At 44.2% G+C, this 25,453-nt stretch carries 24 protein-coding genes and 6 tRNA genes; 29 read left to right on the top strand and 1 reads right to left on the bottom strand.

Features of this window, described 5'->3' with window-relative positions; all coding sequences use genetic code 11:
- The first annotated feature begins 1 nt into the window (after window position 1).
- The 9 genes from nagC (at window position 2) to AACQ81_RS00640 (ending at window position 2,885) form a co-directional block, all read left to right on the top strand.
- Entirely contained in the window at window positions 2-1,225 is a 1,224-nt protein-coding gene (gene nagC / locus AACQ81_RS00680) for a DNA-binding transcriptional regulator NagC (RefSeq protein ID WP_237385957.1), read from the top strand.
- A gap of 155 nt (window positions 1,226-1,380) precedes the next feature.
- Window positions 1,381-1,457: transfer RNA gene (locus AACQ81_RS00675), tRNA-Met, on the top strand.
- Window positions 1,458-1,462: 5 nt separating this feature from the next.
- Window positions 1,463-1,547, top strand: a tRNA-Leu gene (locus tag AACQ81_RS00670).
- Window positions 1,548-1,615: 68 nt separating this feature from the next.
- Window positions 1,616-1,690 (top strand) — tRNA-Gln (locus AACQ81_RS00665).
- 86 nt (window positions 1,691-1,776) lie between these two features.
- Window positions 1,777-1,851: transfer RNA gene (locus AACQ81_RS00660), tRNA-Gln, on the top strand.
- A gap of 43 nt (window positions 1,852-1,894) precedes the next feature.
- Window positions 1,895-1,971: transfer RNA gene (locus AACQ81_RS00655), tRNA-Met, on the top strand.
- A 14-nt stretch (window positions 1,972-1,985) separates the two neighbouring features.
- A tRNA-Gln gene (locus tag AACQ81_RS00650) sits at window positions 1,986-2,060 on the top strand.
- A gap of 265 nt (window positions 2,061-2,325) precedes the next feature.
- Window positions 2,326-2,607, top strand: coding sequence for a CopG family ribbon-helix-helix protein (locus AACQ81_RS00645; RefSeq protein ID WP_237385956.1), 282 nt, complete (start codon window positions 2,326-2,328; stop codon window positions 2,605-2,607).
- Window positions 2,595-2,885, top strand: coding sequence for a type II toxin-antitoxin system RelE/ParE family toxin (locus AACQ81_RS00640; RefSeq protein WP_237385955.1), 291 nt, complete (start codon window positions 2,595-2,597; stop codon window positions 2,883-2,885). The genes AACQ81_RS00645 and AACQ81_RS00640 overlap by 13 nt, the downstream gene beginning before the upstream one ends.
- A gap of 65 nt (window positions 2,886-2,950) precedes the next feature.
- On the opposite strand, the gene ubiF is transcribed toward AACQ81_RS00640, so the two are convergent.
- Complete coding sequence (gene ubiF / locus AACQ81_RS00635) at window positions 2,951-4,138, bottom strand: 3-demethoxyubiquinol 3-hydroxylase (RefSeq protein ID WP_237385954.1); 1,188 nt, start codon at window positions 4,136-4,138, stop codon at window positions 2,951-2,953.
- Between the two features lie 202 nt (window positions 4,139-4,340).
- On the opposite strand from ubiF, the gene miaB reads away from it, so the two are divergent.
- The 20 genes from miaB (at window position 4,341) to ybeD (ending at window position 25,368) form a co-directional block, all read left to right on the top strand.
- A complete protein-coding gene (miaB, locus tag AACQ81_RS00630) occupies window positions 4,341-5,762 on the top strand; it encodes a tRNA (N6-isopentenyl adenosine(37)-C2)-methylthiotransferase MiaB (RefSeq protein WP_237385953.1) in 1,422 nt (473 codons plus the stop codon).
- A 94-nt stretch (window positions 5,763-5,856) separates the two neighbouring features.
- Window positions 5,857-6,834, top strand: a complete 978-nt coding sequence (locus AACQ81_RS00625; RefSeq protein WP_237385986.1) for a PhoH family protein — start codon at window positions 5,857-5,859, stop codon at window positions 6,832-6,834.
- Complete coding sequence (gene ybeY / locus AACQ81_RS00620) at window positions 6,831-7,298, top strand: rRNA maturation RNase YbeY (RefSeq protein ID WP_237385952.1); 468 nt, start codon at window positions 6,831-6,833, stop codon at window positions 7,296-7,298. The genes AACQ81_RS00625 and ybeY overlap by 4 nt, the downstream gene beginning before the upstream one ends.
- A gap of 71 nt (window positions 7,299-7,369) precedes the next feature.
- The gene (gene corC, locus AACQ81_RS00615; RefSeq protein WP_237385951.1) at window positions 7,370-8,248 is read left to right on the top strand and encodes a CNNM family magnesium/cobalt transport protein CorC; all 879 of its coding nucleotides are present in this window, start codon (window positions 7,370-7,372) and stop codon (window positions 8,246-8,248) included.
- A 10-nt stretch (window positions 8,249-8,258) separates the two neighbouring features.
- Complete coding sequence (gene lnt, locus AACQ81_RS00610; protein WP_237385950.1) at window positions 8,259-9,788, top strand: apolipoprotein N-acyltransferase; 1,530 nt, start codon at window positions 8,259-8,261, stop codon at window positions 9,786-9,788.
- Window positions 9,789-10,269: 481 nt separating this feature from the next.
- Window positions 10,270-11,157: a glutamate/aspartate ABC transporter substrate-binding protein gene (locus tag AACQ81_RS00605; RefSeq protein WP_237385949.1), complete on the top strand. Its 888-nt coding sequence runs from the start codon at window positions 10,270-10,272 to the stop codon at window positions 11,155-11,157.
- A gap of 154 nt (window positions 11,158-11,311) precedes the next feature.
- Entirely contained in the window at window positions 11,312-12,052 is a 741-nt protein-coding gene (locus AACQ81_RS00600; protein ID WP_237385948.1) for an amino acid ABC transporter permease, read from the top strand.
- 3 nt (window positions 12,053-12,055) lie between these two features.
- Window positions 12,056-12,730 (top strand): glutamate/aspartate ABC transporter permease GltK, encoded by a 675-nt coding sequence (gene gltK, locus AACQ81_RS00595; protein WP_237385947.1) that lies wholly within the window; start codon window positions 12,056-12,058, stop codon window positions 12,728-12,730.
- Window positions 12,730-13,455, top strand: coding sequence for an amino acid ABC transporter ATP-binding protein (locus tag AACQ81_RS00590; RefSeq protein WP_237385946.1), 726 nt, complete (start codon window positions 12,730-12,732; stop codon window positions 13,453-13,455). Before gltK ends, AACQ81_RS00590 begins: the two co-directional genes overlap by 1 nt.
- 200 nt (window positions 13,456-13,655) lie before the next feature.
- A complete protein-coding gene (gene leuS / locus AACQ81_RS00585; protein WP_237385945.1) occupies window positions 13,656-16,238 on the top strand; it encodes a leucine--tRNA ligase in 2,583 nt (860 codons plus the stop codon).
- Between the two features lie 57 nt (window positions 16,239-16,295).
- Window positions 16,296-16,841 carry an LPS assembly lipoprotein LptE gene (lptE, locus tag AACQ81_RS00580; protein ID WP_237385985.1) on the top strand — a complete coding sequence of 182 codons (546 nt, stop codon included), beginning with the start codon at window positions 16,296-16,298 and terminating at the stop codon, window positions 16,839-16,841.
- On the top strand, window positions 16,838-17,869 hold the full coding sequence (holA, locus tag AACQ81_RS00575; RefSeq protein WP_237385944.1) for a DNA polymerase III subunit delta: 1,032 nt from the start codon (window positions 16,838-16,840) through the stop codon (window positions 17,867-17,869). Before lptE ends, holA begins: the two co-directional genes overlap by 4 nt.
- A complete protein-coding gene (nadD, locus tag AACQ81_RS00570; protein ID WP_237385943.1) occupies window positions 17,862-18,617 on the top strand; it encodes a nicotinate-nucleotide adenylyltransferase in 756 nt (251 codons plus the stop codon). Before holA ends, nadD begins: the two co-directional genes overlap by 8 nt.
- 95 nt (window positions 18,618-18,712) lie before the next feature.
- The gene (rsfS, locus tag AACQ81_RS00565; RefSeq protein WP_237385942.1) at window positions 18,713-19,039 is read left to right on the top strand and encodes a ribosome silencing factor; all 327 of its coding nucleotides are present in this window, start codon (window positions 18,713-18,715) and stop codon (window positions 19,037-19,039) included.
- A 2-nt stretch (window positions 19,040-19,041) separates the two neighbouring features.
- On the top strand, window positions 19,042-19,512 hold the full coding sequence (rlmH, locus tag AACQ81_RS00560) for a 23S rRNA (pseudouridine(1915)-N(3))-methyltransferase RlmH (RefSeq protein ID WP_237385941.1): 471 nt from the start codon (window positions 19,042-19,044) through the stop codon (window positions 19,510-19,512).
- Window positions 19,513-19,548: 36 nt separating this feature from the next.
- Window positions 19,549-21,447, top strand: coding sequence for a peptidoglycan DD-transpeptidase MrdA (gene mrdA / locus AACQ81_RS00555; RefSeq protein ID WP_237385940.1), 1,899 nt, complete (start codon window positions 19,549-19,551; stop codon window positions 21,445-21,447).
- Between the two features lie 8 nt (window positions 21,448-21,455).
- A complete protein-coding gene (gene mrdB, locus AACQ81_RS00550) occupies window positions 21,456-22,568 on the top strand; it encodes a peptidoglycan glycosyltransferase MrdB (protein WP_237385939.1) in 1,113 nt (370 codons plus the stop codon).
- 12 nt (window positions 22,569-22,580) lie between these two features.
- Window positions 22,581-23,582: an endolytic peptidoglycan transglycosylase RlpA gene (rlpA, locus tag AACQ81_RS00545; protein ID WP_237385938.1), complete on the top strand. Its 1,002-nt coding sequence runs from the start codon at window positions 22,581-22,583 to the stop codon at window positions 23,580-23,582.
- A gap of 205 nt (window positions 23,583-23,787) precedes the next feature.
- Complete coding sequence (gene dacA, locus AACQ81_RS00540) at window positions 23,788-24,996, top strand: D-alanyl-D-alanine carboxypeptidase DacA (RefSeq protein WP_237385937.1); 1,209 nt, start codon at window positions 23,788-23,790, stop codon at window positions 24,994-24,996.
- 108 nt (window positions 24,997-25,104) lie between these two features.
- Window positions 25,105-25,368, top strand: coding sequence for a DUF493 family protein YbeD (ybeD, locus tag AACQ81_RS00535; protein WP_092550766.1), 264 nt, complete (start codon window positions 25,105-25,107; stop codon window positions 25,366-25,368).
- Window positions 25,369-25,453 lie beyond the last annotated feature (85 nt).

The raw sequence follows: 25,453 nt of genomic DNA, 5'->3' as shown, positions 1-25,453 counted from the left end.
GATGGGTAATGAGAATACACAGAAGCAAATCGGTAATATTGATCTGGTTAAACAACTAAATGGAGCTGTGGTCTATCGATTGATTGATCAGCATGGCCCCATATCACGCATTCAAATTGCAGAAGAAAGCCAGCTTGCTCCCGCCAGTGTAACCAAAATTACTCGTCAGCTATTGGAACGTGGCCTGATTAAAGAAGTTGAGCACCAAGCTTCCACCGGAGGAAGGCGTGCTATCTCTATTGTGACTGAAAGCAGACATTTCCATACTATTGGGATTAGGCTCGGGCGCCATGATGCCACTTTAGCGCTATTCGATATGAGCGGTAAAACGCTGACGGAAGAGCGCTACGCTATACTGGAAAATACGCAGCAGGAAGTCGAAAAGCGGATTATTTCCGCCATTGAGAGTTTCATTGACCAAAATCAGCGTCGGATTCGGGAGTTGATCGCAATTTCAGTGATTATCCCCGGTCTGGTTGACCCCGATGAAGGCATTATCCGCTATATGCCACATATCAAAGTGGATAACTGGCCTCTGGTTTATAATCTCAAAAATCACTTCAAGACCTTCTGTTTTATTGGTCATGACATTCGTAGCCTGGCATTAGCAGAAAATTATTTTGGAGCAACCCGCGATTGTGAGGACTCCATTCTAGTACGCATCCATCGCGGAACTGGTGCCGGTGTTATCGTTAATAACAATATCCTGCTCAACAAACGCGGCAATTTGGGCGAAATAGGCCATATTCAAATCGAGCCTCTGGGTGAACGCTGCCATTGCGGTAATTTTGGCTGTCTGGAAACTATCGTATCTAACTCAGCGATAGAGACCAGAGTACAGCATCAGTTACGTCAGGGCTTTCCAAGCCAGCTCACTTTGAATAATTGCAATATTCATGCGATCTGCCTCGCAGCCAATGCAGGTGATCCTCTGGCAACCGAAATTATCCGGCAAGCAGGACACTATCTTGGCAAGGCTATCTCGATAACGATTAACTTATTTAATCCCCAGAAAGTGGTTATTGCTGGCGAAATAGCGGAAGCCAAGCAGGTTTTGCTTCCTGCTATTCAGAACTGCATCAATAAACAAGTGTTAAAAGCATTTCGTGAAGAGCTGCCAGTTGTCGTTTCTGAGCTAAATCACTGCTCTGCAATTGGAGCATTCGCACTTACGAAACGCGCCATGCTTAATGGTGTACTGTTGCAACATCTACTTGGAGGATAATTTCAACCAATTATGTCGGCTTTGTCGGCAAAGTGATTACAAGACAAACAAACAAACGATTTAGTGCATATTTCTTTAAAAAAGCAGTTGACGCATCTGTCTGATATACGCATAATGCGCCCCGCACCGCCGATGAAGGCAAAGCGAAAAAAGATGGCTACGTAGCTCAGCTGGTTAGAGCACAGCACTCATAATGCTGGGGTCACAGGTTCGATTCCCGTCGTAGCCACCATCTTTGCGGGAGTGGCGAAATTGGTAGACGCACCAGATTTAGGTTCTGGCGCCGCAAGGTGTGCGAGTTCAAGTCTCGCCTCCCGCACCATTTTCTTTATCGGGTTGTACTTAGAATTTACATTCGTAACGTTTTAAGTTTTAGTATGTTGTTTCAGGTGGGGTATCGCCAAGCGGTAAGGCACCAGGTTTTGATCCTGGCATACCCTGGTTCGAATCCAGGTACCCCAGCCATTCTTAAATGAAACAGTTGATTAAAACAATATGTTCCTGAATTAAAAGTCTAAGCATAACAAAGGTTGTAGTGATGACCACTCAGGTGGGGTATCGCCAAGCGGTAAGGCACCAGGTTTTGATCCTGGCATGCCCTGGTTCGAATCCAGGTACCCCAGCCATATCACCGAAGGTTATCACAAAATCTACAATTAAGTTGTAAATGGCTACGTAGCTCAGCTGGTTAGAGCACAGCACTCATAATGCTGGGGTCACAGGTTCGATTCCCGTCGTAGCCACCATTTACAAATTAAGTTGGGGTATCGCCAAGCGGTAAGGCACCGGATTCTGATTCCGGCATTCCCAGGTTCGAATCCTGGTACCCCAGCCATATTTTTCAATGTGTTACTTAACACATTGAAAAGAAGGCCACCTCAAAAGGTGGTTTTTTGTTTTTCTGCCAGCAAAAATTTGCTCTCGTTCAATCTCTTCTTTATTCATCAATCACTCCCGCTTATAACACATTCACTAAAAATACATATAGTTAAATTCATATCAAAAAAATAGTGCCTATAAATAATCAAAATTTAGGTGGATAAAAAATATACTGAATAGTAGTATTTAGTCATACTAAGTATTACCTTTTGAGAGGAACCATGACTACAAAAACCGTGTCAGTCAAATTAGACTCTATACTTCAAGAAAGAGTTAAATCACTAGCAAAAGCCCACCACCGTTCTGCTCACTGGTTGATGAAAGAAGCCATTTCACAATACGTTGAACGAGAAGAAAAACGCGAACGTGTTAAACAAGAAGCCTATTCCTCTTGGGCAGAATATCAAAAAACAGGGCTGCATGTTACCTTCGAAGAAGCAGATGAATGGTTGGCCGCATTGGAAAAAGGTAAAGATACTGAGGCGCCTGAATGCCATCAATAATCTGGTTAAGATCCGCACTACATGATGTTGAACGCATTCATCGGTTTTGGAAACAACGTGATACTGCAATTGCCTCACGGGCTGTTTCTGTTATTCGTCAAGGAGTAAAACTACTTCTCAAACATCCTCAATCAGGCAGGCCTGCTGAAGGTTTCGAGTCAGAATATTGTGAGTTATTAATAGATTTTGGTGACAGTGGATTTATGATTTTATACCGTTATGATGGTAAACAAGTTTCTATTATAAATGTAAAGCACCAACGAGAATTAGGCTATTGATAAGTTCATTACATTCTCCTGATATAAAAGATAAGTTTTTATCTCATATCAGGAGGAAACTTCAATCACAATCCCAATGCATATTTCAGTGCGCGATTTTTTATTGAACCTGAATGTTGAGCCGCCATCAATGCTAAATTACGCATTGTTTTCAATCCCGGTAAATTACTGCTGAATGTAGTATGAAAGAGATCCATTCCCGCTTGCATCACCAAATTATCCGGCATCCTGCGACGTTGGTAACGCATCAAAACTGCCAATGAATCCCACTCTTCCAGCACTTCCTTAGCCTTAGTCAGTTCCTTAAGCAAAACATCAACGTCCCGATATCCCAAATTCACTCCCTGCCCTGCCAGTGGATTAATGGTATGAGCCGCATCACCCAATAAGACCAATCCTTCTTGAACATAATGGCTGGCATGATGACGGGCCAGAGGAAATGAACCTGCTGCAATTGGTGTGACTTTACCCAAACGGCTGGGAAATGCCTGAAAAACTTCTAACTCAAGCTGTGCCATTGTCATTGATTGCAATTGGCGAATACGGGCTGGAGAATCGTACCAAACCAATGAAGCCCATTGATCAAACATTGGCAAAAAAGCTCTGGGACCAGAAGGAAAAAACTGCTGCCATGTTATATCTTGTTGAGGTTGCCCAGTTTTGACGGTTATCAGCATACATGACTGACGATATTGCCATCCCCTGCTGCCAATGCCTGCGAATTGGCGAACCTGAGAACGGGCACCATCGGCACCAATAATCAGACGAGTACCAATTTCCGTTCCATCTGCCAATGCCACCAGCCATGATTTAGTTTCATGCTGGCGCTGCATCGATTTCAGGGTGGTGGGACAAAACAATGTCAGGTTTGGATAACGCTCAAACTCCTGCCACAATGCCAGTTGCAAGATCCGGTTTTCCACCATGTAGCCCAATTCTGGCAACCCTAGGTTCTTAGCCTCAAAAATAACATTGGAATCATTTTGTTCCCACGTTTCCAGCTTCCGATAAGGAGCACTGCGAATGTTCAATACATTTTCCCATGCCCCCACTTGCTTCAATAAGTCCACGGAAGTACAGCTAATTGCAGATACACGAATATCAGGCTCACTGTCGACAATATAAGGTTCCGGTGGCTGATGTTCTAATAATGCAACTCGCCACCCTTCCTGCGCTAATCCCAATGCAGTTGCGGCGCCAATCATGCCCGCCCCCACGACAACGATATCGAATTTTTGTTGTGGATTATTCATATTCATCACGTTATTAACTTATTGATTAAAGCAGTGTACCGGAATTTTCCCTTTCCGGCTGTGAATATCCGATGTTACAGTCTGGTCACTGGTATCTCAAATGACTACAATAGCCAACAAAATTATGCTAAATACACTATGTGCAACACATTGCGCTTTTCAGTGTTGAAGCATCATTCCACTGGAAACACCGGAACATAAAATGTCGAAACTATATATTAAAACCTGGGGCTGTCAGATGAACGAATACGATTCATCCAAGATGGCCGACCTACTGGAAACCACTCACGGTTATCAGTTAACCGATGTCGCCGAAGAAGCAGATATCTTACTCCTGAATACTTGTTCAATCCGTGAAAAGGCGCAGGAAAAAGTCTTTCACCAGCTTGGTCGCTGGAAAGGTCTGAAAGACAAAAATCCTGAAGTCATTATAGGTGTTGGTGGCTGCGTAGCCTCTCAGGAAGGGGATTTTATTCGTCAGCGCGCACCTAGCGTCGATATTATCTTTGGGCCGCAAACCCTGCACCGTCTGCCTGAAATGATTAATCATGTTAAAGGCACTCGCAGCCCCGTTGTTGATATCAGCTTCCCGGAAATTGAAAAATTTGACCGTCTGCCGGAGCCTCGTGCTGAAGGCCCGAGCGCATTCGTCTCCATCATGGAAGGCTGCAATAAATACTGCACATTCTGTGTTGTTCCTTACACGCGCGGGGAAGAAGTCAGCCGCCCTTGTGATGATATCCTGTTTGAAATTGCCCAGCTTGCGGCACAAGGAGTACGTGAAGTTAACTTACTCGGTCAAAACGTAAATGCCTACCGAGGTGCGACGTTTGATGGTGATATCTGCACATTTGCAGAACTGCTGCGTTTGGTTGCAGCCATTGATGGTATCGACCGTGTCCGTTTCACCACCAGCCATCCGATTGAGTTTACTGACGACATCATCTCTGTTTATGAAGATACGCCGGAATTGGTAAGTTACCTGCATTTACCGGTCCAGAGTGGTTCTGACCGCATTCTGACGTTGATGAAGCGTGCCCATACTGCGCTGGAATACAAAGGCATCATTCGCCGTCTGCGCAAGGCTCGTCCTGATATTTTCATCAGTTCTGACTTCATCATCGGTTTCCCGGGAGAAACACAGGATGATTTCGAAAAAACTATGAAGCTGATTGCTGACGTTAATTTCGACATGAGTTTCAGCTTTATCTACTCAGCACGTCCGGGAACACCTGCCGCTGATTTGCCGGATGATGTAAGTGAAGAAGAGAAAAAACAGCGCTTATACTTGTTACAACAACGTATTAATCAACAAGCCATGAGCTTCAGCCGCGCAATGCACGGCAGCACACAGCGTATTCTGGTTGAAGGGCCATCCCGTAAAAATATCATGGAACTTTCTGGTCGTACTGAAAATAACCGTGTGGTTAATTTTGAAGGTACACCTGACATGATTGGCAAATTCGTTGATGTCGAAATTGTTGATGTATACGCCAACTCTCTGCGTGGTCAAGTCATTCGAACTGAAGATGAAATGGATCTACGTGTTCACGAATCCCCTGAATCAGTCATTGCCCGTACTCGTAAGGAAGATGAACTCGGCGTCGGCCTTTACCAGCCTTAATAGCCCCTAATTATAGAGATAATCAGTGACACAAATAAACCCACAAACAACAACACAAGAAATCTTTCTGGAACCCTTAGACAATCAACGTTTGATGAGTCTGTGCGGACCGCTTGATGATAACCTGAAACAAATTGAGCGTCGTTTGGGTATCGAAATTAACCGTCGTGACAATCGTTTCAAACTGGTAGGTAAGCCTTTGTGCGTTAGTGCGGCAACCGAAATTCTGCGTCACCTTTATGTCGAAACCGCTCCTGTGCGTGGCGTAATACCTGATCTTGAGCCTGAACAAGTTCATTTGGCTATCACCGAAAGCCGCATATTGGAGCAAGTAGCAGAAAGCGTGTCTGAATATGGCAAGGCCGTGAATATCAAAACCAAACGGGGGGTTATTAAACCCCGTACTCCCAATCAGGCGCAGTATATTTCCAACATCCTGACTCATGATATTACGTTCGGAGTCGGACCTGCGGGAACAGGGAAAACCTATCTGGCAGTTGCTGCTGCGGTTGATGCACTGGAACGTCAGGAAATACGCCGTATTTTGCTGACACGTCCTGCGGTTGAAGCCGGTGAAAAATTGGGTTTCTTGCCGGGAGATCTGAGCCAGAAAGTCGATCCTTATCTACGCCCGCTTTATGATGCACTGTTCGAAATGCTGGGATTTGAAAAAGTTGAGAAACTGATCGAAAGAAATGTTATTGAAGTAGCTCCACTGGCTTATATGCGTGGACGCACCCTGAATGATGCCTTTATTATTCTCGACGAAAGCCAGAATACCACCATCGAACAGATGAAAATGTTCCTGACACGTATTGGCTTTAATTCTAAAGCTGTCATTACGGGGGACGTCACTCAGATTGACTTGCCAAGGGGGCAAAAATCAGGCTTAAGCCACGCAGTGGAAGTTTTGTCTGATGTTGATGAACTAAGCTTTAACTTCTTACATAGCGAAGATGTTGTCCGCCATCCGGTAGTTGCAAAAGTTGTTATCGCTTATGAAATATGGGAAGCAGCAGAGCAGAAGCGTAAACAAAAGCTAAACGAAAAGCGCGGACAGGAAGCACAATGAGTTCAGTCATATTAGATTTGCAAATTGCATGTGAAAATCCAGAAGGGCTTCCTGAAGACGCCCTGTTCCAGCGCTGGCTGGAAGGTGTTTTGCCTCAATTTCAGGCGGAAAGTGAAGTCACAATCCGTTTGGTTGATGAAGCAGAAAGCCACGATTTAAACCTCACTTATCGTGGGAAAGATAAACCAACCAATGTGTTATCCTTCCCATTTGAAGCACCACCTGAAGTTGAATTGCCATTACTGGGTGATTTAATTATCTGCCGGCAGGTTGTTGAAAAAGAGGCAGAAGAGCAACAAAAAACTGTCGAAGAACACTGGGCACATATGGTCGTTCACGGCAGTCTCCATCTTCTGGGGTATGATCATATCGAAGATGATGAAGCAGAGGAAATGGAGTCTCTGGAAACAGAAATTCTAAAAATAATGGGTTATCCTGATCCTTATCTGACGGAAAAAGAATAACCATTGACAGCATTTTTATGTTAAATATTACAATCCACGATTTTATTAATGGGAACTTTCATTAAAACTCCATGAGCGACGACCATCCTTCAAGTAACGATAGCCCTGGCCCTAAGAAAGGCTTCTTTGCGCTTCTTAATCAGCTTTTTCACGGTGAACCGAAAAACCGTGATGATTTGGTTGAACTGATTCGTGATTCTGAACAGAATGACCTGATCGATCCTGACACCCGAGAAATGCTCGAAGGAGTAATGGATATTGCTGACCAACGCGTGCGTGACATTATGATCCCACGCTCACAGATCGTTACCTTAAAAAGCAATCAATCTCTGGACGAATGTCTGGATGTTATTATTGATTCGGCACACTCACGCTTTCCTGTGATCAGCGAAGATAAAGATCACATCGAAGGTATATTAATGGCGAAAGATCTGCTGCCGTTTATGCGTACGAATGCAGAACCTTTCAGCATTGATAAAGTACTTCGTCAGGCTGTTGTAGTGCCGGAGAGTAAACGTGTTGACCGTCTACTAAAAGAATTCCGTTCTCAACGCTATCATATGGCGATTGTGATTGATGAATTTGGCGGTGTTTCCGGCTTGGTCACAATCGAGGATATCCTTGAACTGATTGTGGGTGAAATAGAAGACGAATACGATGATGATGATGATAACGATATTCGTGCTCTAAGCCGCCATTCCTATTCAGTGCGGGCATTAACTCAAATTGAGGATTTCAACGACGTTTTCGCAACCAATTTCAGCGATGAAGAGGTTGATACTATTGGAGGGTTAGTTATGCAGGCATTTGGTCATCTGCCTTCCCGTGGAGAATCCATCACCATCAATGGCTATCTTTTCAAAGTAGCAATGTCTGATAGCCGTAAAATCATTCAGGTTCATGTAAAAATACCGGATGATGCTGAAGTTCCTAGCATTGACAAACAATAATAGGATCTAGATGAACAAAGCCTCATTACTGAGTTGCCAGCGGCTACGTGTTGTGCTGGCACTTTTATTCGGAGCCAGTGGAACGCTGGCTTTTTCACCTTTTGATTTCTGGCCTGCTGCACTTATTTCTCTTTTTGGCCTGCAAATCCTTACATTAAACAGAACTACCCGTCAGGCTTTCTTTATTGGCTTGTGCTGGGGGCTTGGTTTATTTGGCAGTGGAGCAAACTGGGTTTATGTCAGCATCGCCAACTTTGGTGGAATGCCGACAGCCATTAATATCTTTTTGGTGATCCTGCTATCGGCTTATCTTGCCCTTTATCCCGCCTTATTTTCGGGTATTCTGAATCGGTTTTTTCCGGCTTCCAGCGGCATCAGGCTTATTATTGCCAGCCCGGCAATATGGCAGTTAACAGAATTCTTACGTGGTTGGGTATTAACTGGATTTCCGTGGTTACAGTTCGGATACAGCCAGATTGACGGTCCAATGAAAGCTGTTGCCCCTATTCTGGGTGTGGAAGGCATTACTTTCATACTTATGATGATAAGTGGGCTGCTGGTTTTTGCTGTCGTTCACAAAAAGCTATCATCAGCCGTCATTGCCACTATCCTATTGCTGTTACCATGGCCAATGAGAGACTATCAGTGGTATACCCTACAACCGGAAAAAACCACCGATATCGCTCTGATTCAAGGCAATATTCCCCAGGAAATAAAATGGGACCCCGCTGTACTTGAAAAAACGCTAGATATTTATCTAGATAATAGCCGTCCTTTTATTGGCAAAGCACCTATCATCATCTGGCCGGAATCAGCGATTCCTGATTACGAATACAACCAGAAAGATTTCCTCATCAAATTGGATACCTTACTGAGACAGCACAATACCAGCCTGATTACTGGTGTTGTTGATGCCCGAGCAACTCTGGAAGGCTATAAATTCTATAACAGCATTATTGTATTAGGGGATAAAACTCCTTACCAATACCCAGCTTCTACCCGTTACGACAAACATCATCTTGTACCGTTTGGCGAGTTTGTTCCGCTGGAATCAATATTGCGTCCATTAGCCCCTTTATTCAATTTGCCGATGTCCTCCTTTAGCCGTGGTGATTATATTCAACCCCAGCTTTCTGTTGCCGGACATAATATTACTGCGGCTATTTGCTATGAAATTATTTTGGGTGAACAAGTTCGTGATAACTTCAAGCCTGACACAGAATTTCTACTGACTGTTTCTAATGACGCCTGGTTCGGACGCTCCATTGGCCCATGGCAACACTTCCAAATGGCCAGAATGCGTTCTCTTGAACTAGGTCGTCCCCTGCTAAGAGGAACGAATAACGGTGTTACAGCGGTAGTCAATCCAGATGGCTCCATTCAAGCTGAAATTCCACAATTTACCCGGCAGGTCTTGGAAGCCAAAGTCACTCCCGCCACAGGCGTAACGCCTTATTTCCGTATTGGTAATGGGCCAATATGGGGAACTACGGTACTGTTTCTCATCTTTGCTTTTATAAAAAAACGCCGCAAAACTTAATTTTCTCTATTGGCCTTAGCGAATATCTCTAAAAGAAATCAGAGCATTAATAATATGCTCTGATTTTATATGCTTTTTATGTAATTCAAACAGAAAAAAACCACAGGTAATTTCAACAAATCCCCCTCTAAAGATTATATTTAAATTCCGTAAAATATAAAAAAACAGGATATAAAATCTAAAAAACAAACAAAATGAAAATAAAAAACCAAATGGAACAAACTGTGAACAAGATTCAATATTATTCGATTTTTACTATGCATAAGTTAAATTGTTTCTTTATAGTGCGAAGTGTGTCGCGAAACAGAAACATTATAGTTTCAAAAAAACAACATTATGAATTACTTTTTTACAGTATATAAACAAAGCAATTTAGAAAAACGTTCCTACTAAATAGTTTTATGCATAAACGTAGAAACACAAATATCTGTAAGAAAACCCGATTTCGTAAAAAAATCATTAAATTATAAAGGAGCTGTATATGCGTAATTTGATGTTAACTATAATGTTGCTTAGCGCGGTAGGAGCTGCCCATGCTGAGGAGTTAACTGGAACACTGAAAAAAATTAAAGGTAATGGCGTTATCGTTGTTGGGCACAGAGAATCTTCCGTTCCATTTTCTTACTACGATAACCAGCAAAATGTCGTTGGTTACTCTCAAGATTATTCCAACTTGATTGTCGATGCCGTGAAGAAAAAACTGGATATGCCTAACCTGCAAATCAAACTGATCCCCATTACTTCCCAGAATCGCATCCCTCTGCTGCAAAATGGTACATTTGATTTTGAATGCGGTTCTACTACCAATAACCTTGAAAGACAAAAACAAGCGGCATTCTCCAATACAATTTTTTCCGTTGGTACTCGCCTGTTGACCAACAAAGATCCAGGTGTTAAAGGGTTTGACGATCTGGCCGGAAAAAATGTCGTTGTAACTTCTGGCACCACTTCTGAAATTCTGCTGAATAAACTCAATGATGAAAAGAAGATGAAAATGCGCATCATCAGTGCAAAAGATCATGGTGATTCATTCCGTACACTAGAATCAGGCCGTGCTGTCGCGTTTATGATGGATGATGCGCTACTCGCGGGCGAACGTGCAAAAGCGAAAAAACCGGATCAGTGGATCATTGTCGGCAAACCACAATCAGAAGAAGCCTATGGTTGTATGCTGCGTAAAAATGATCCTCAATTTAAAAAGCTGATGGATGATGTCATTGCGAAAGTACAAATCTCCGGTGAAGCAGAAAAAATGTTTAATCGCTGGTTCAAAGAACCGATTCCACCCAAAAATCTGAACATGAACTTCTCCATGACTGATGAAATGAAGACGTTGTTTAAGTCTCCAAGTGATAAGGCATTGAATTAACGAACGAACTGAGAGATCCCGATTTTATTGGCGTGACGGGTATGAGGTAGCCGTTCCCTACCTCATTTTTTTAGCTCATTTTTTGACTCAATAAATTACAACGAATGGATCGTTTTTAGGCGTTACAGCTAATCCCACTTCAGGGAGCACGGTTATGTCTGTTGATTGGAATTGGGGCATCTTCTTACAAGCTGCCCCCTTTGGTAATACCACCTATCTAGGGTGGCTTATTTCTGGATTGCAGGTAACGATTACTCTTTCTATCTGTGCCTGGATCATTGCATTTATTGTCGGATCACTATTCGGTATCCTCCGCACTGTCCCGAATAAATTCCTTTCCGGGATTGGAACCTGTTATGTTGAATTATTTCGCAACGTTCCTCTGATCGTCCAGTTTTTTACGTGGTATCTGGTAGTACCCGAATTTCTTCCCCAAAATTTGAGTAATTGGTTCAAAATGGAATTAGATCCCAATATTCAATTTTTTATTTCTTCTGTCATTTGTCTAGGATTATTTACGGCCGCTCGTGTATGTGAGCAGGTTCGAGCCGCAATTCAGTCTCTGCCAAGAGGTCAACGGGCCGCAGGACTGGCAGTGGGTTTGACTTTGCCACAAACCTACCGTTATGTTCTGTTGCCAAACGCCTATCGAGTGATCATTCCCCCAATGACTTCGGAAATGCTCAATCTGGTAAAAAACTCTGCCATTGCTTCTACAATCGGGCTAGTTGATATGGCAGCCCAGGCTGGTAAGTTACTGGACTATTCCGCTCATGCCTATGAGTCATTTACAGCGATCACACTGGCTTACGTAGGTATCAACCTCGTTATCATGCTGCTCATGAGTATACTTGAGAAAAAAGTGCGTTTACCGGGCAATATGGGGGGACGATAAAAAATGTATCAGTTTGACTGGAGTTCAATTATTCCCAGCCTGCCCTTTCTCCTCAATGGGTTGGTGATCACACTTAAAATCACCGGAATAGCGGTTATTGTTGGTATTCTCTGGGGAACTATTCTGGCGATGATGCGTCTCTCACCCATCAAAGCTCTAAGCTGGTTTGCTGCCCTGTATGTTAACCTTTTCCGTTCAATTCCGTTGGTGATGGTACTGTTATGGTTTTATCTGATTGTGCCTAACTTATTACAAAATGTTCTAGGCATATCGCCGAAAAACGATATTCGTTTGATTTCTGCAATGGTAGCTTTCTCGCTCTTTGAAGCCGCTTATTATTCAGAGATTATTCGGGCGGGTATTCAGAGCATTTCCCGTGGGCAATCTTCTGCGGCGCTGGCACTGGGGATGACACATCTGCAAAATATGCGTCTGGTTATTCTGCCGCAAGCATTCCGAGCGATGACCCCATTACTATTAACGCAAGGTATTGTATTGTTTCAAGATACCTCTCTAGTATATGTGCTGAGTCTGGCGGATTTTTTCCGTACAGCAACGAATATTGGTGAACGAGACGGTACTCAGGTTGAAATGGTTCTGTTTGCCGGATTTGTTTATTTTGTGATTAGTTTTGCCGCTTCCATGCTGGTTAACTATTTAAAGAAAAGGACTGTGTGATGATTTCCCTGAAAAATGTATCCAAATGGTATGGCCAATTTCAGGTTCTGACTGATTGTTCGACTGAGGTCAAAAAAGGCGAAGTAGTTGTGGTCTGTGGACCTTCTGGTTCAGGTAAATCCACACTAATAAAAACGGTCAATGGCCTTGAACCTGTCCAGCAGGGTGAAATTCTGGTAAACGGCACGAAAGTCAATGACAATAGTACTAATTTGGCACAATTGCGTTCCAAAGTAGGAATGGTATTCCAACACTTTGAATTGTTCCCCCATCTGTCCATTATTGACAATCTGACACTGGCCCAGATCAAAGTGTTAAAACGCAATAAGAAAGCCGCTACCGAAAAAGCCTTAAAACTGTTGGAGCGAGTTGGATTATCCAGCCATGCCGATAAATTCCCAGCACAACTCTCCGGTGGTCAACAACAACGGGTTGCCATCGCTCGTGCACTCTGCATGGACCCTATCTCCATGTTGTTTGATGAGCCGACTTCCGCACTCGATCCTGAAATGATCAATGAAGTGCTGGATGTCATGGTTGAGCTGGCAAATGAAGGCATGACCATGATGGTCGTAACCCATGAAATGGGATTTGCCAAAAAAGTGGCACACCGTGTTATTTTCATGGATGAAGGCAAAATTGTCGAAGACAGCAAGAAAGAAGATTTCTTCGCTAACCCTAAATCAGAACGCGCCCGTGATTTTCTGGCGAAAATTTTGCACTGATCTTTCCCTGTCGGCGGATGGCAACAGCTACCGCCGATTTTAAATTTCCCCTCAAAAATAAGTAATTTTCAGCATTCCTCCTTTAACAAGAGTTGTTGCACCTATCCCTTATCAGCTATGCTATGCGATCTTGGATTCCATAAATAAACAATGCTCGCTAAAGGCGTAGCTTTACTACTCACCATAGGATTATCGGTGCCATGCAAGAACAATATCGTCCAGAAGACATAGAGCAACAAGTCCAGCTTCATTGGCAAGAGAAGCAAACATTCAAAGTGACAGAAGACAATGACAAAGAAAAATATTATTGCCTGTCCATGCTACCTTATCCTTCTGGCCGACTACACATGGGCCATGTTCGTAATTACACCATTGGTGATGTGATTTCCCGCTATCAGCGCATGCTGGGCAAAAACGTGCTACAACCTATCGGTTGGGATGCATTCGGCCTGCCGGCAGAAGGTGCTGCGATCAAGAATAATACCGCACCGGCTCCATGGACTTACTCCAATATTGAGTACATGAAAAACCAGTTGAAAACCCTGGGGTTTGGCTATGATTGGGATCGTGAAATCACGACCTGTACACCAGAATACTATCGCTGGGAACAGTGGTTCTTCACAAAATTGTACGAAAAAGGTTTGGTATACAAAAAAACGTCTGCGGTTAACTGGTGCCCGCATGATATGACTGTTCTGGCAAATGAGCAGGTGATTGACGGCTGCTGCTGGCGTTGTGATAGTCAGGTTGAGCGTAAAGAGATCCCACAGTGGTTCATCAAGATCACTGCCTACGCAGAGGAGCTGCTGAACGATCTGGATAAGCTGGAAGATTGGCCTGAACAGGTCAAAACCATGCAGCGTAACTGGATTGGCCGTTCCGAAGGTGTTGAAATCACTTTTGATGTTGCTGACAGCCAAGAAAAACTCACTGTTTACACTACCCGTCCAGATACATTCATGGGTGCGACCTATGTTGCCGTCGCTGCGGGCCATCCTCTCGCTAAACAAGCCTCTGAAAATAACTCAGAACTGACTGAGTTCATCAATGAATGCCGCAATACCAAAGTTACTGAAGCTGATATGGCAACAATGGAGAAAAAAGGCATGCCAACAGGCATGTTTGCTATCCATCCATTGACTAACGAAAAAATTGCTATCTGGGTTGCTAACTTTGTTCTGATGGAATACGGAACCGGTGCTGTTATGGCTGTTCCTGCCCATGATCAGCGCGACTGGGAATTTGCTACCAAGTATAATCTGCCAATGAAAGCCGTTATTCTGGACAACGAAGGCAACCTGCCAGATATTCAGGATGCAGCAGCGACAGACAAGAATGCTCTGATTAATTCTTTAGAATTCAGCGGATTGAGCAACGAAGACGGCTTCAATGCTATCGCGGACAAACTGGTTTCTATGGGTGTTGGTCAACGCAAAATCAATTATCGCCTGCGTGACTGGGGTGTTTCTCGCCAACGTTACTGGGGTGCACCAATTCCGATGGCAACACTGGAAGATGGCACTGTTGTTCCTGTCCCAGAAGATCAACTGCCAGTGATCCTGCCAGAAGATGTTGTGATGAATGGTATCACCAGCCCAATCAAGGCTGACCCAGAATGGGCAAAAACAGTCATCAATAACCAACCTGCACTGCGTGAAACGGATACCTTTGATACCTTCATGGAATCTTCATGGTATTACGCACGCTATACCTGCCCAGGTTATGATAAAGGTATGCTGGATCCGGCTGCAGCTAACTACTGGCTGCCAGTAGATCAATACATCGGCGGGATTGAACACGCCATTATGCACCTGATGTATTTCCGTTTCTTCCACAAGCTGATGCGCGATTCCGGTATGGTCAATTCCGATGAACCGGCCAAACACCTGCTGTGTCAAGGTATGGTTCTGGCTGATGCCTTCTACTACACAGGTAACAGTGGAGAAAAAGTCTGGGTATCCCCCGCTGACACCATTATTGAGCGTGATGAGAAAGGTCGTATCGTAAAAGCGACAGATAAAGAAGGCCATGAACTGGTTTGCACCGGCATGAGCAAAATGTCGAAGTCCAAAAATAACGGTATCGACCCGCAGGTTATGGTTGATAAATACGGTGCTGATACCGTTCGTCTGTTCATGATGTTTGCTGCTCCACCAGAATTGACGCTGGAATGGCAGGAATCTGGCGTAGAAGGAGCTAACCGCTTCCTGAAGCGCGTTTGGCGTCTGGTTCATGAGCACAGCAACAAAGGGGCAACCCAGCCGCTGGATACCAGCAACCTGACCACTGAGCAGAAAGATCTGCGTCGTGATCTGCACAAAACCATTGCAAAAGTTACCGATGACATTGGTCGCCGCCAGGCATTCAATACCGCCGTTGCTGCGATCATGGAATTAATGAATAAATTGACGCGTGCACCACAGGAAACTGAGCAAGATCGGGCGCTAATGCAAGAAGCATTGACCGCAGTTGTGCGCATGCTTTCACCAATCACTCCACACGCTTGTTTCGTAATGTGGAAAGCGCTGGGCAACGAAAACGATATTGATATTGCACAATGGCCACAATCAGATGAACAAGCCATGATAGACGATATTAAACTGGTAATCGTCCAGATTAACGGTAAAGTTCGTGGTCGTATTACTGTACCAGCAGATGCAACAAAAGAGTTCGTTCAAGAAATGGCGACACAGGAATATAGCGTGACGAAATATCTTGAAGGCGTCAGCATTCGTAAAGTCATTTATGTTCCAGGTAAATTACTGAATCTGGTCGTTGGCTGATAACAGGAGACCATGTTTGTGCTGAAAAATTTAGTAAAAAGCGTGGTGGAAAATAATCTGCGGCTTCGTATTCTTACGTTGTTGCTCGGGTTGGCGGTGCTGGTCACCGCTGGCTGCGGTTTCCACCTTCGTGGTACAACACAAGTACCAAAAGAGCTTCAAACATTACAGTTAAGTACCAGTGATCCATACGGGCCTCTGGCACGGGCAGTGCGCCAGCAACTTCGTTTGAATGATGTCAGAATCATTGACCATGGAGATGCTTCAATACCTATCTTGAAACTTTTAAGCTCTAATGAACATAAAGAGACTGTTTCAATCTTTCAGGATGGTAAATCGGCTGAACGTTTGTTAGTGTTGAATGTTGATGCTCAAATTCTGATGCCGGATGGCAGCATCTATCCATTACAGGCGAGAGTTGATCGTTCTTTCTTTGATAACCCATTGGAAGCACTGGCAAAAGATGCTGAAAATGAACTGGTTCAGCAGGAAATGCGCGAACAGGCAGCCCATCAGCTTATGCGTCAATTGTTGAGCGTTCATAGTGCAGAACTCCTGAAAGCCAAAGAAAAACAGAAAATGGCGGCTACACAGAAGCCATGATCCGACTGTATCCTGAACAACTCCTTTCGCAGCTCAATGAAGGGCTGCGAAATAGCTACCTGCTATGGGGTAACGAGCCGTTGCTATTGCAGGAAAGTCAGGACAGCATCCGCAGAGTGGCTGAACAACATGGTTTTATGGAACATTTTACTTTCTCATTGGATAACCATACCGATTGGGATGAAATCTTCAGCTTATGTCAGTCACTCAGCTTATTTGCCAGCCGTCAGTCTCTTACTCTGCTACTTCCGGAAAATGGCCCTAATGCCGCAATGGCAGAACGGCTGACCAAGCTTACGGAATTGCTGCATACAGATATCCTGCTGATACTACGTGGATATAAACTCACCAAAGCACAGGAAAATAGCCCGTGGTTTAAGTCTATCGGGCAAAATGGTGTATACATCAGTTGCCTGACACCAGAACAAAATCGTCTGCCTCAATGGGTATCGCAACGAGCCAAAAGCATGGGACTGGCACTGGAGGAGGAAGCCAACCAACTATTGTGCTATTGCTATGAAGGGAATTTATTAGCGCTGGCTCAAGCACTGGAACGTCTTTCCCTACTCTACCCCGATAATCGGTTGACCCTGCACCGCGTTGAAGAGGCAGTCAATGATGCGGCCCATTTTTCACCCTATCATTGGGTCGATGCCTTATTGGCAAACAAAATCAAACGGGCATGGCATATACTGAAACAACTGCGACAGGAAGATACAGAGAGTGTCATTCTGATCCGTACTATACAGCGGGAACTAATGTTGCTGCTGGTAATTAAACGTCAAAGCAGAACCGTCCCCCTGAGAACATTGCTTGATCAACACAAAGTGTGGCAAAACCGTCGGCCATTACTGACAGCCGCATTACAGCGTCTATCGCAACAAGATCTGCAATCTGCCATACATTTATTGACCCAGATGGAACTGCGCGTCAAACAGGATTATAGCCAATCCATTTGGGCTGACCTGGAAACGCTTTCCATGCTGTTATGCGGAAAACCATTACCAGAGAGCTTTTTGAATGCTTGATTCTATTGATTCGCAAAATATTGATTCACAACATATCGATTCACAAGGCATCGGGCATCAGCACGCTGTTTTTAAAAAGACTCATTCAATACCCCATACGGATTCCCCGGTTATTCAAGCTCTATTTGGCGGTACATTCGATCCCATCCATTATGGTCATTTACGTCCTGTAAAGGCATTGGCAAAACAAGTCGGACTCAAACAGGTTATTTTATTGCCTAATCATGTTCCGCCACATCGTCCTCAGCCAGAGGCGACACCACAGCAAAGGCTGGAAATGGTTCGTTTGGCTGTGCAAGACAATCCTCTTTTTACTGTAGATGCCCGCGAACTGGAGCGTCAAACCCCCTCTTACACGATAGAAACATTGAAATCCTTTCGTCAGGAAGTCGGTGAACAACGCCCATTGGCATTCATCATTGGGCAGGATTCATTACAAACTATCCACACATGGTATAAATGGGAAGAGCTACTCGATATCTGTCATTTACTGGTCTGTTCCCGTCCGGGTTATCAACGCCAGCTTTCAACCGCAGACATGCAAAAATGGCTTGAAAGGCATCAAATTGAAACTCCATCTCCATTGAGCCAAAAACCAAATGGTTATATTTATTTGGCTGCTACTCCATTATTAAACATCTCGGCAACTGATATTCGTCAACGCCACCAGCAAGGGTTAAGCTGTGATGACCTGCTTCCTTCAGAGATACAAAATTATATCGATTCACAAGGGCTATACATACAATAACAAAATCATGCGTTGATTTGCCGCTAAGTTGCTTACTTTTACAGATATTGGCATGTTATTATGCTGTGTTACTCAACCAATTTTATGAAATAAAGGTGATCCTTTTGCAAGGCACAGAACTACAACAATTTGTTATTGATAAACTTGAAGATTCCAAAGCACAGGATATTGTTTCTATAGACGTTCGTGGAAAATCCAGTATTACTGACTGCATGGTTATCTGTACCGGAACATCAAGCCGCCATCTGATGTCTGTGGCAGATAATCTGGTTGATGATTGCCGCCAAGCTGGAATCATGCCCCTGGGTGTTGAAGGGCAAGGCATTTCAGACTGGATAGTTGTCGATCTTGGCGAGATCATAGTGCATGTGATGCAAGAAGACAGCCGTCGCATGTACGAATTGGAAAAACTCTGGAGCTGAGTTTGAAGTTACAACTGGTCGCTGTAGGAACAAAAATGCCGGACTGGGTTCAGACCGGCTTTATGGATTATCTGAATCGTTTTCCTAAGGATATACCTTTTGAACTGATTGAAATTCCGGCGGGAAAACGGGGCAAAAATGCTGACATCAAACGCATTCTGGAAAAAGAAGGTGAACAAATGCTGACCGCTGTCGGTAAAGGCAACCGTATTGTGACACTGGATATTCCCGGCTCTCGTTGGGATACCCCACAATTGGCGCAACAACTTGAGCGCTGGAAGCTGGATGGCAGGAATGTCAGCTTGCTGATTGGCGGCCCTGAAGGTTTGGCTCCTGCCTGTAAAGCAGCAGCGGAACAAAGCTGGTCACTATCTCCTCTGACCATGCCACATCCTCTTGTTCGGGTTCTGGTTGCAGAGAGCCTCTATCGAGCTTGGAGCATAACAACTAACCACCCTTATCACCGGGAATAAATTGAGTAATCTATCACCGTGAATTCTGGCAATGGGATGAAGAATAAACGAACCCCTTTTCGAGATCATTCGGCTGAATCAGCCCTGTTTATACGCCGCGCACTCGTGGCGTTCATTGGTATGATTATTTTAATAGGGATACTGGTCGCCAATCTCTATAATCTCCAGATTACTCGCCACGAAGATTACCAAACCCGATCAAATGGGAACCGCATTAAGCTCGTTCCCATCGCTCCAAGCCGGGGTATTATTTATGACCGCAATGGCATACCACTGGCAGCAAACCGAACTATTTACCAATTGGAAATTGTACCTCAAAAAGTTTCCGATCTTGATAAGACATTAGAGGAATTGCGTTCTGTCATCGGGCTGACTGATGAAGATATCGAAACATTCAGAAAAGAGCGCCAACGCGCACGTCGGTTTACCTCTATTCCTCTGAAAACGCCTCTGACTCAGGTTCAAGTTGCCCGGTTTTCAGTCAACCAATATCGCTTTCCGGGACTCGAAATCAAGGGATACCAGCGGCGTTATTATCCGTATGGTTCAGCCCTGACCCATGTCATCGGCTATGTCGCCAAAATAAATGATAAAGACGTAGAACGACTCGACAAAGAAGATCTTTTGCCAGATTACGCGGCTACCCATGATATCGGGAAACTGGGTATTGAGCGTTATTATGAGTCCACACTGCATGGCAAACCGGGTTATGAAGAAGTGGAGGTCAATAACCGTGGCAGAGTCATTCGTCAGTTGCATGAACAACCTCCACAAGCCGGTAAAGATATTTACCTATCAATCGATTTAGAGCTACAAGCCTATATTGAAGAGATATTGACAACCAGTCGGGCGGGTGTTGTTGTTACCGATCCCCGGACAGGGGACGTTTTAGCCATGGTATCCAACCCAAGCTATGATCCGAATCTATTTGTTGATGGTATTTCCAGCAAGGACTATAAGTCCCTGCTTAACGATCCCAACCGCCCATTGATTAACCGGGCAACACAAGGGGCTTATCCGCCCGCGTCCACAGTGAAACCTTTTATTGCCGTTGCAGCCCTTAGCAGTGATGTCATCACAAAGAATACGACGATAAATGATCCCGGCTGGTGGCAACTACCGGGATCAGAAAAACGTTACCGCGACTGGAAGCGTTGGGGGCATGGCAAACTGAATGTACATAAATCAATTGTCGAATCTTCGGATACTTTTTTCTATCAGGTTGCCTATGATATGGGTATCGATAGGATGTCCGAGTGGATGTCAAAATTCGGTTATGGCCAATTTACAGGCATTGATTTGAAAGAAGAAAGCCCAGGCAATATGCCAACTCGTGAATGGAAGCTCAAGCGCTATAAAAAACCGTGGTATCAAGGTGATACCATTTCTGTTGGTATCGGTCAGGGATACTGGACAGCGACACCTATGCAGATGGTAAAAGCCCTGATGACGCTGATCAATGATGGGGAGGTCAAAACACCGCATTTCTTGATGAACACACGCGTAAATGGCGAAATGCAACCTTACCAACCACCGGTCAGTGTACCAATTGGAGATATTCACTCTGGATACTGGGAAATGGCCAAAGATGGCATGTATGGTGTTGCCAATGCCCCGAATGGCACTGCCCGCAGATCCTTTGCTGGCACACCTTACAAAGCGGCAGTTAAGTCAGGTACTGCCCAAGTTTTCAGTTATGAAACCTATAATGCAAGCAAACTTGCTGAACACCTGCGTGACCATAAGCTGATGATAGCCTTTGCACCCTATGACAACCCGACAGTTGCTATCTCTATCATTCTGGAAAACAGCGGCTCTGGGCCACCTGTCGGTACTATAGTGCGTCAAATCCTGGATCATATTTTACTCAGGGATAAGAATACCACCTCTTCTGCCGCAACAAGAAAACAGGCGACCAGAACACAAGCTAATTGAGCAAAGCCATGACAGACTCTGAAAACAAGGTTCCTTTCTGGACCCGCATACATATAGATATTCCATTATTACTATTTGTCCTGGCATTACTGGTCTACAGCCTTTTTATTATGTGGAGCGCCAGTGGACAGGATGTCGACATGATGGAACGTAAAGTCGGGCAAGTTCTCATAGGCCTCATAGTCATGCTCTTTATGGCACAAATCCCTCCGCGCATATACGAGAATTGGGCACCTTATCTCTATATTGGGTGTGTAATATTGCTCATTCTGGTTGATGTTTTCGGCCAAATAAGTAAAGGGGCACAACGTTGGTTAGATCTCGGTATTGTGCGTTTCCAACCATCAGAAATTGCTAAAATTGCCGTTCCTTTGATGGTTGCGCGTTTTATGAACCGAGATCTCTGCCCTCCTTCATTGAAAAATACTGGCATTGCATTGGTTTTGATCTTTGTCCCTACTCTGCTGGTAGCAGCACAACCCGATTTGGGGACATCCATCCTGATTGCCGCCTCTGGGTTATTCATTCTGTTTCTGGCAGGAATGAACTGGAAGCTAATCGGTATCGCTGTTCTACTGCTTGCCTGCTTCATTCCAATACTGTGGTTTTTTCTGATGCACGACTATCAGCGTGCCCGCGTTATGATGCTGCTTGATCCCGAAAGTGATCCATTAGGCAAAGGCTACCATATCATTCAGTCTAAAATTGCTATTGGTTCAGGTGGATTATTTGGGAAAGGTTGGCTGCAAGGCACACAATCACAATTGGAATTCCTGCCTGAAAGACATACAGACTTCATTTTTGCTGTTCTATCTGAGGAGCTGGGGATGATAGGTGTTCTTGTTTTGCTCGGACTCTATATGCTGATCATTATGCGTGGCCTGGTTATTGCTGCTAAGGCACAGAATACTTTCGGCCGAGTGATAGTCGGAGGGTTAATACTGATTTTATTTGTCTATGTCTTCGTAAATATCGGCATGGTAAGCGGCATCCTGCCCGTGGTTGGTGTTCCCTTGCCGCTGATTAGTTATGGAGGCTCTGCATTAATTGTCCTAATGGCGGGGTTTGGCATTATTATGTCGATACATACGCATCGTAAGTTATTGTCCAAAAGTTTATGAGGAAAAAGTGTCATGCGTCAACAATGGCTTATATTTAGCATCGTAGCGGTACTGATATCAGGCTGTACAATAACAGGTAATAATCGGGCACCTTCTCTGCCCCCTGTCCCGACTCGTGATGTCTTGGGAGCTGAGCCTCAATATGAGCCTTATCATCCAAGCGCCAATCAGGATTATCAACGGGATGGACAAACATATCGCATCGTGCAAGATCTTGCTCACTTTACCCAAACTGGTTATGCCAGTTGGTTCGGGGAAGAAGCCAATGGCAAACTGACAGCTATTGGTGAACAAGCCAACCCTTATTCGCTGACGGCATCTCATCCAACACTGCCTATTCCAAGTTATGTACGTATTACTAATTTAAGCAACGGACGCATGATGATTGTCAGGATCAATGATAGAGGTCCTTACAATAAATCGGGTAAAATCATTGAATTATCACGTTCAGCGGCAGAACGCTTGAATTTAATGCCACAAAGCAGAGTAAAGCTGGATGGTATTCAGGTCGCTCCAGATAACTCACTATCTGGCTTGGGAACAGAAGGCTCAACAATCGTCAAACAGAGTTATGCTTTGCCTGACCGCCCCGTTATTAGTTCTCAGCCATCAAATAAACCATCCGCGACAGGCAATGCCCCTGAACAAAATACCCTGGAGCAACCGGCTACCGGACAAAATCTATCTGGAAATACCGTAGAGCAGCCCGTTACTTCACCTCTTGCGACAACATTACCTGATTCAAGTACGTCATCTACATCAACTCCAAGTACCCCAAGTTCAATATTAACGGGCAATTATATGGTACAGGTAGGTGCGGTCAGCGTTGAACAAAAAGCCAAAGAGTGGCAACAATCGTTGAGCCAACGTTTTAGTGTACAAGGCCGCATTATTCAATTTGGCAATATTTATCGCGTCCAACTAGGACCATTCAATAGCCGACAAAAAGCTTTGGAGCTACAAAAGCAATTAACCGATCAGATGCATCAATCCTCTTTTATTATTGTGCCCTGATTTGCTATAGCAAAGATGAATAGCATCATTGCCTGCTGATATTGAATTCTCTTATTCCTATCAGCAGGTAGATAAAATCGTTGTGTTTGGGTCAAGCAGTGTAAACCTTCAACTCACTGAATTTTGTTTAATGTCAGCCTTTTTTTCATTTGTTATTATGTAGCTTATTATTAATCCTTTTCTCACGGATGTTATCTAATCAATCATGAAATACATAGTTACCTCCCGCTTTATTAAAAGTGCCACCTTAGGCATCGCTCTGGCTACCAGCGTTTCTACGTTCGCCAACACGGATGATAATTTCAAAACCATGATCCCCGGTGTTCCCGAACTGGATTCAGAAGCCTATATTCTGATTGATTACAACTCAGGAAAGGTATTAGCTGAAAAAAATGCGGATGTTCGCCGTGATCCAGCCAGTCTAACCAAAATGATGACCAGCTATGTGATAGGTCAAGCCATTAAATCAGGAAAAATCGGTCCGAATGACATCGTTACTGTCGGCAAGGACGCTTGGGCAACAGGTAATCCGATATTTAAAGGCTCTTCCTTAATGTTCTTAAAGCCTGGTGATCAGGTGTCTGTTGCCATGCTTTCCCGTGGTATTAACCTGCAATCCGGCAATGATGCCTGTGTTGCGATGGCTGATTACGTAGCAGGCAGCCAAGACGCGTTCGTTAGTTTAATGAACAAATACGTACAGAGCCTGGGGCTGCAAAACACACACTTTCAAACCGTGCATGGTTTGGATGCTGCCGGTCAGCATAGTTCTGCCCGTGATATGGCACTGATTGGACAGGCTCTGATCCGCGATGTGCCGGATGAATATGCCATCTACAAAGAGAAAGAATTTACTTATAACAATATTCGTCAACCCAACCGTAATGGCTTGTTATGGGATAAGAGCCTGAATGTCGACGGAATTAAAACAGGCCACACTAATGGCGCAGGGTATAACCTTGTTTCCTCTGCGACTGAAGGCAACATGCGCCTGATTTCTGCCGTAATGGGCAGTCCAACCTTTAAAGGCCGCGAGACTGACAGTAAAAAATTGCTGACTTGGGGTTTCCGTTTCTTCGAAACTGTTTCACCGCTGCAAGTAGGTAAAGAATTTGCCTCAGAACCAATTTGGTTTGGGGATACTGATAAAGTCCAGTTGGGCGTTGATAAAAATGTTTACTTGACGATCCCTCGTGGCCGTTTGAAAGATCTGAAAGCCAGCTATGTATTAAACAATACTGAACTGCATGCTCCACTTGCTAAAAATCAAGTTGTTGGCACCATCAACTTCCAGCTCGATGGCAAAACGATTGAGCAACGTCCATTAGTCGTGATGCAAGAAGTGAAAGAAGGTGGCTTCTTCAGCCGCATGATCGACTATATCAGACTGATGTTCCATCATTGGTTTGGTTAATTTCTTGAAAATCAAGCATTGAGCCTTATATTAGTTACACATTGTTAGAAAATTATCATGCCACGGTGAATTAACCATTCAGCTGTGGCAAATACATGAGGAACGCCCATGAAAACAAAATTAAACGAACTGCTTGAGTTCCCGTGCTCATTCACTTACAAAGTAATGGGCTTAGCTCAACCTGAGCTGGTGGATCAAGTTATTGAAGTGGTTCAGCGCCATGCACCGGGCGATTACTCTCCAATCGTGAAACCAAGCAGCAAAGGCAATTACCACTCCGTTTCCATTACCATCAACGCGACTCATATTGAGCAGGTTGAGATATTGTATGAAGAATTAGGGGCGTTAGAACTGGTACGCGTTGTACTGTAATTATAGCTATGATTAACGCTGATTTTTAGTCAGCGTTTTATTAGTGATTAATTCAGGTAACTAATATAGATGGACAGTCAAATAT

This window comes from Xenorhabdus sp. Sc-CR9, from assembly GCF_963897815.1.
Lineage (GTDB): Bacteria > Pseudomonadota > Gammaproteobacteria > Enterobacterales > Enterobacteriaceae > Xenorhabdus.
The sequence above is the reverse complement of the archived record's forward strand: the minus strand, read 5'-3'. Positions and strand labels throughout refer to the sequence as shown.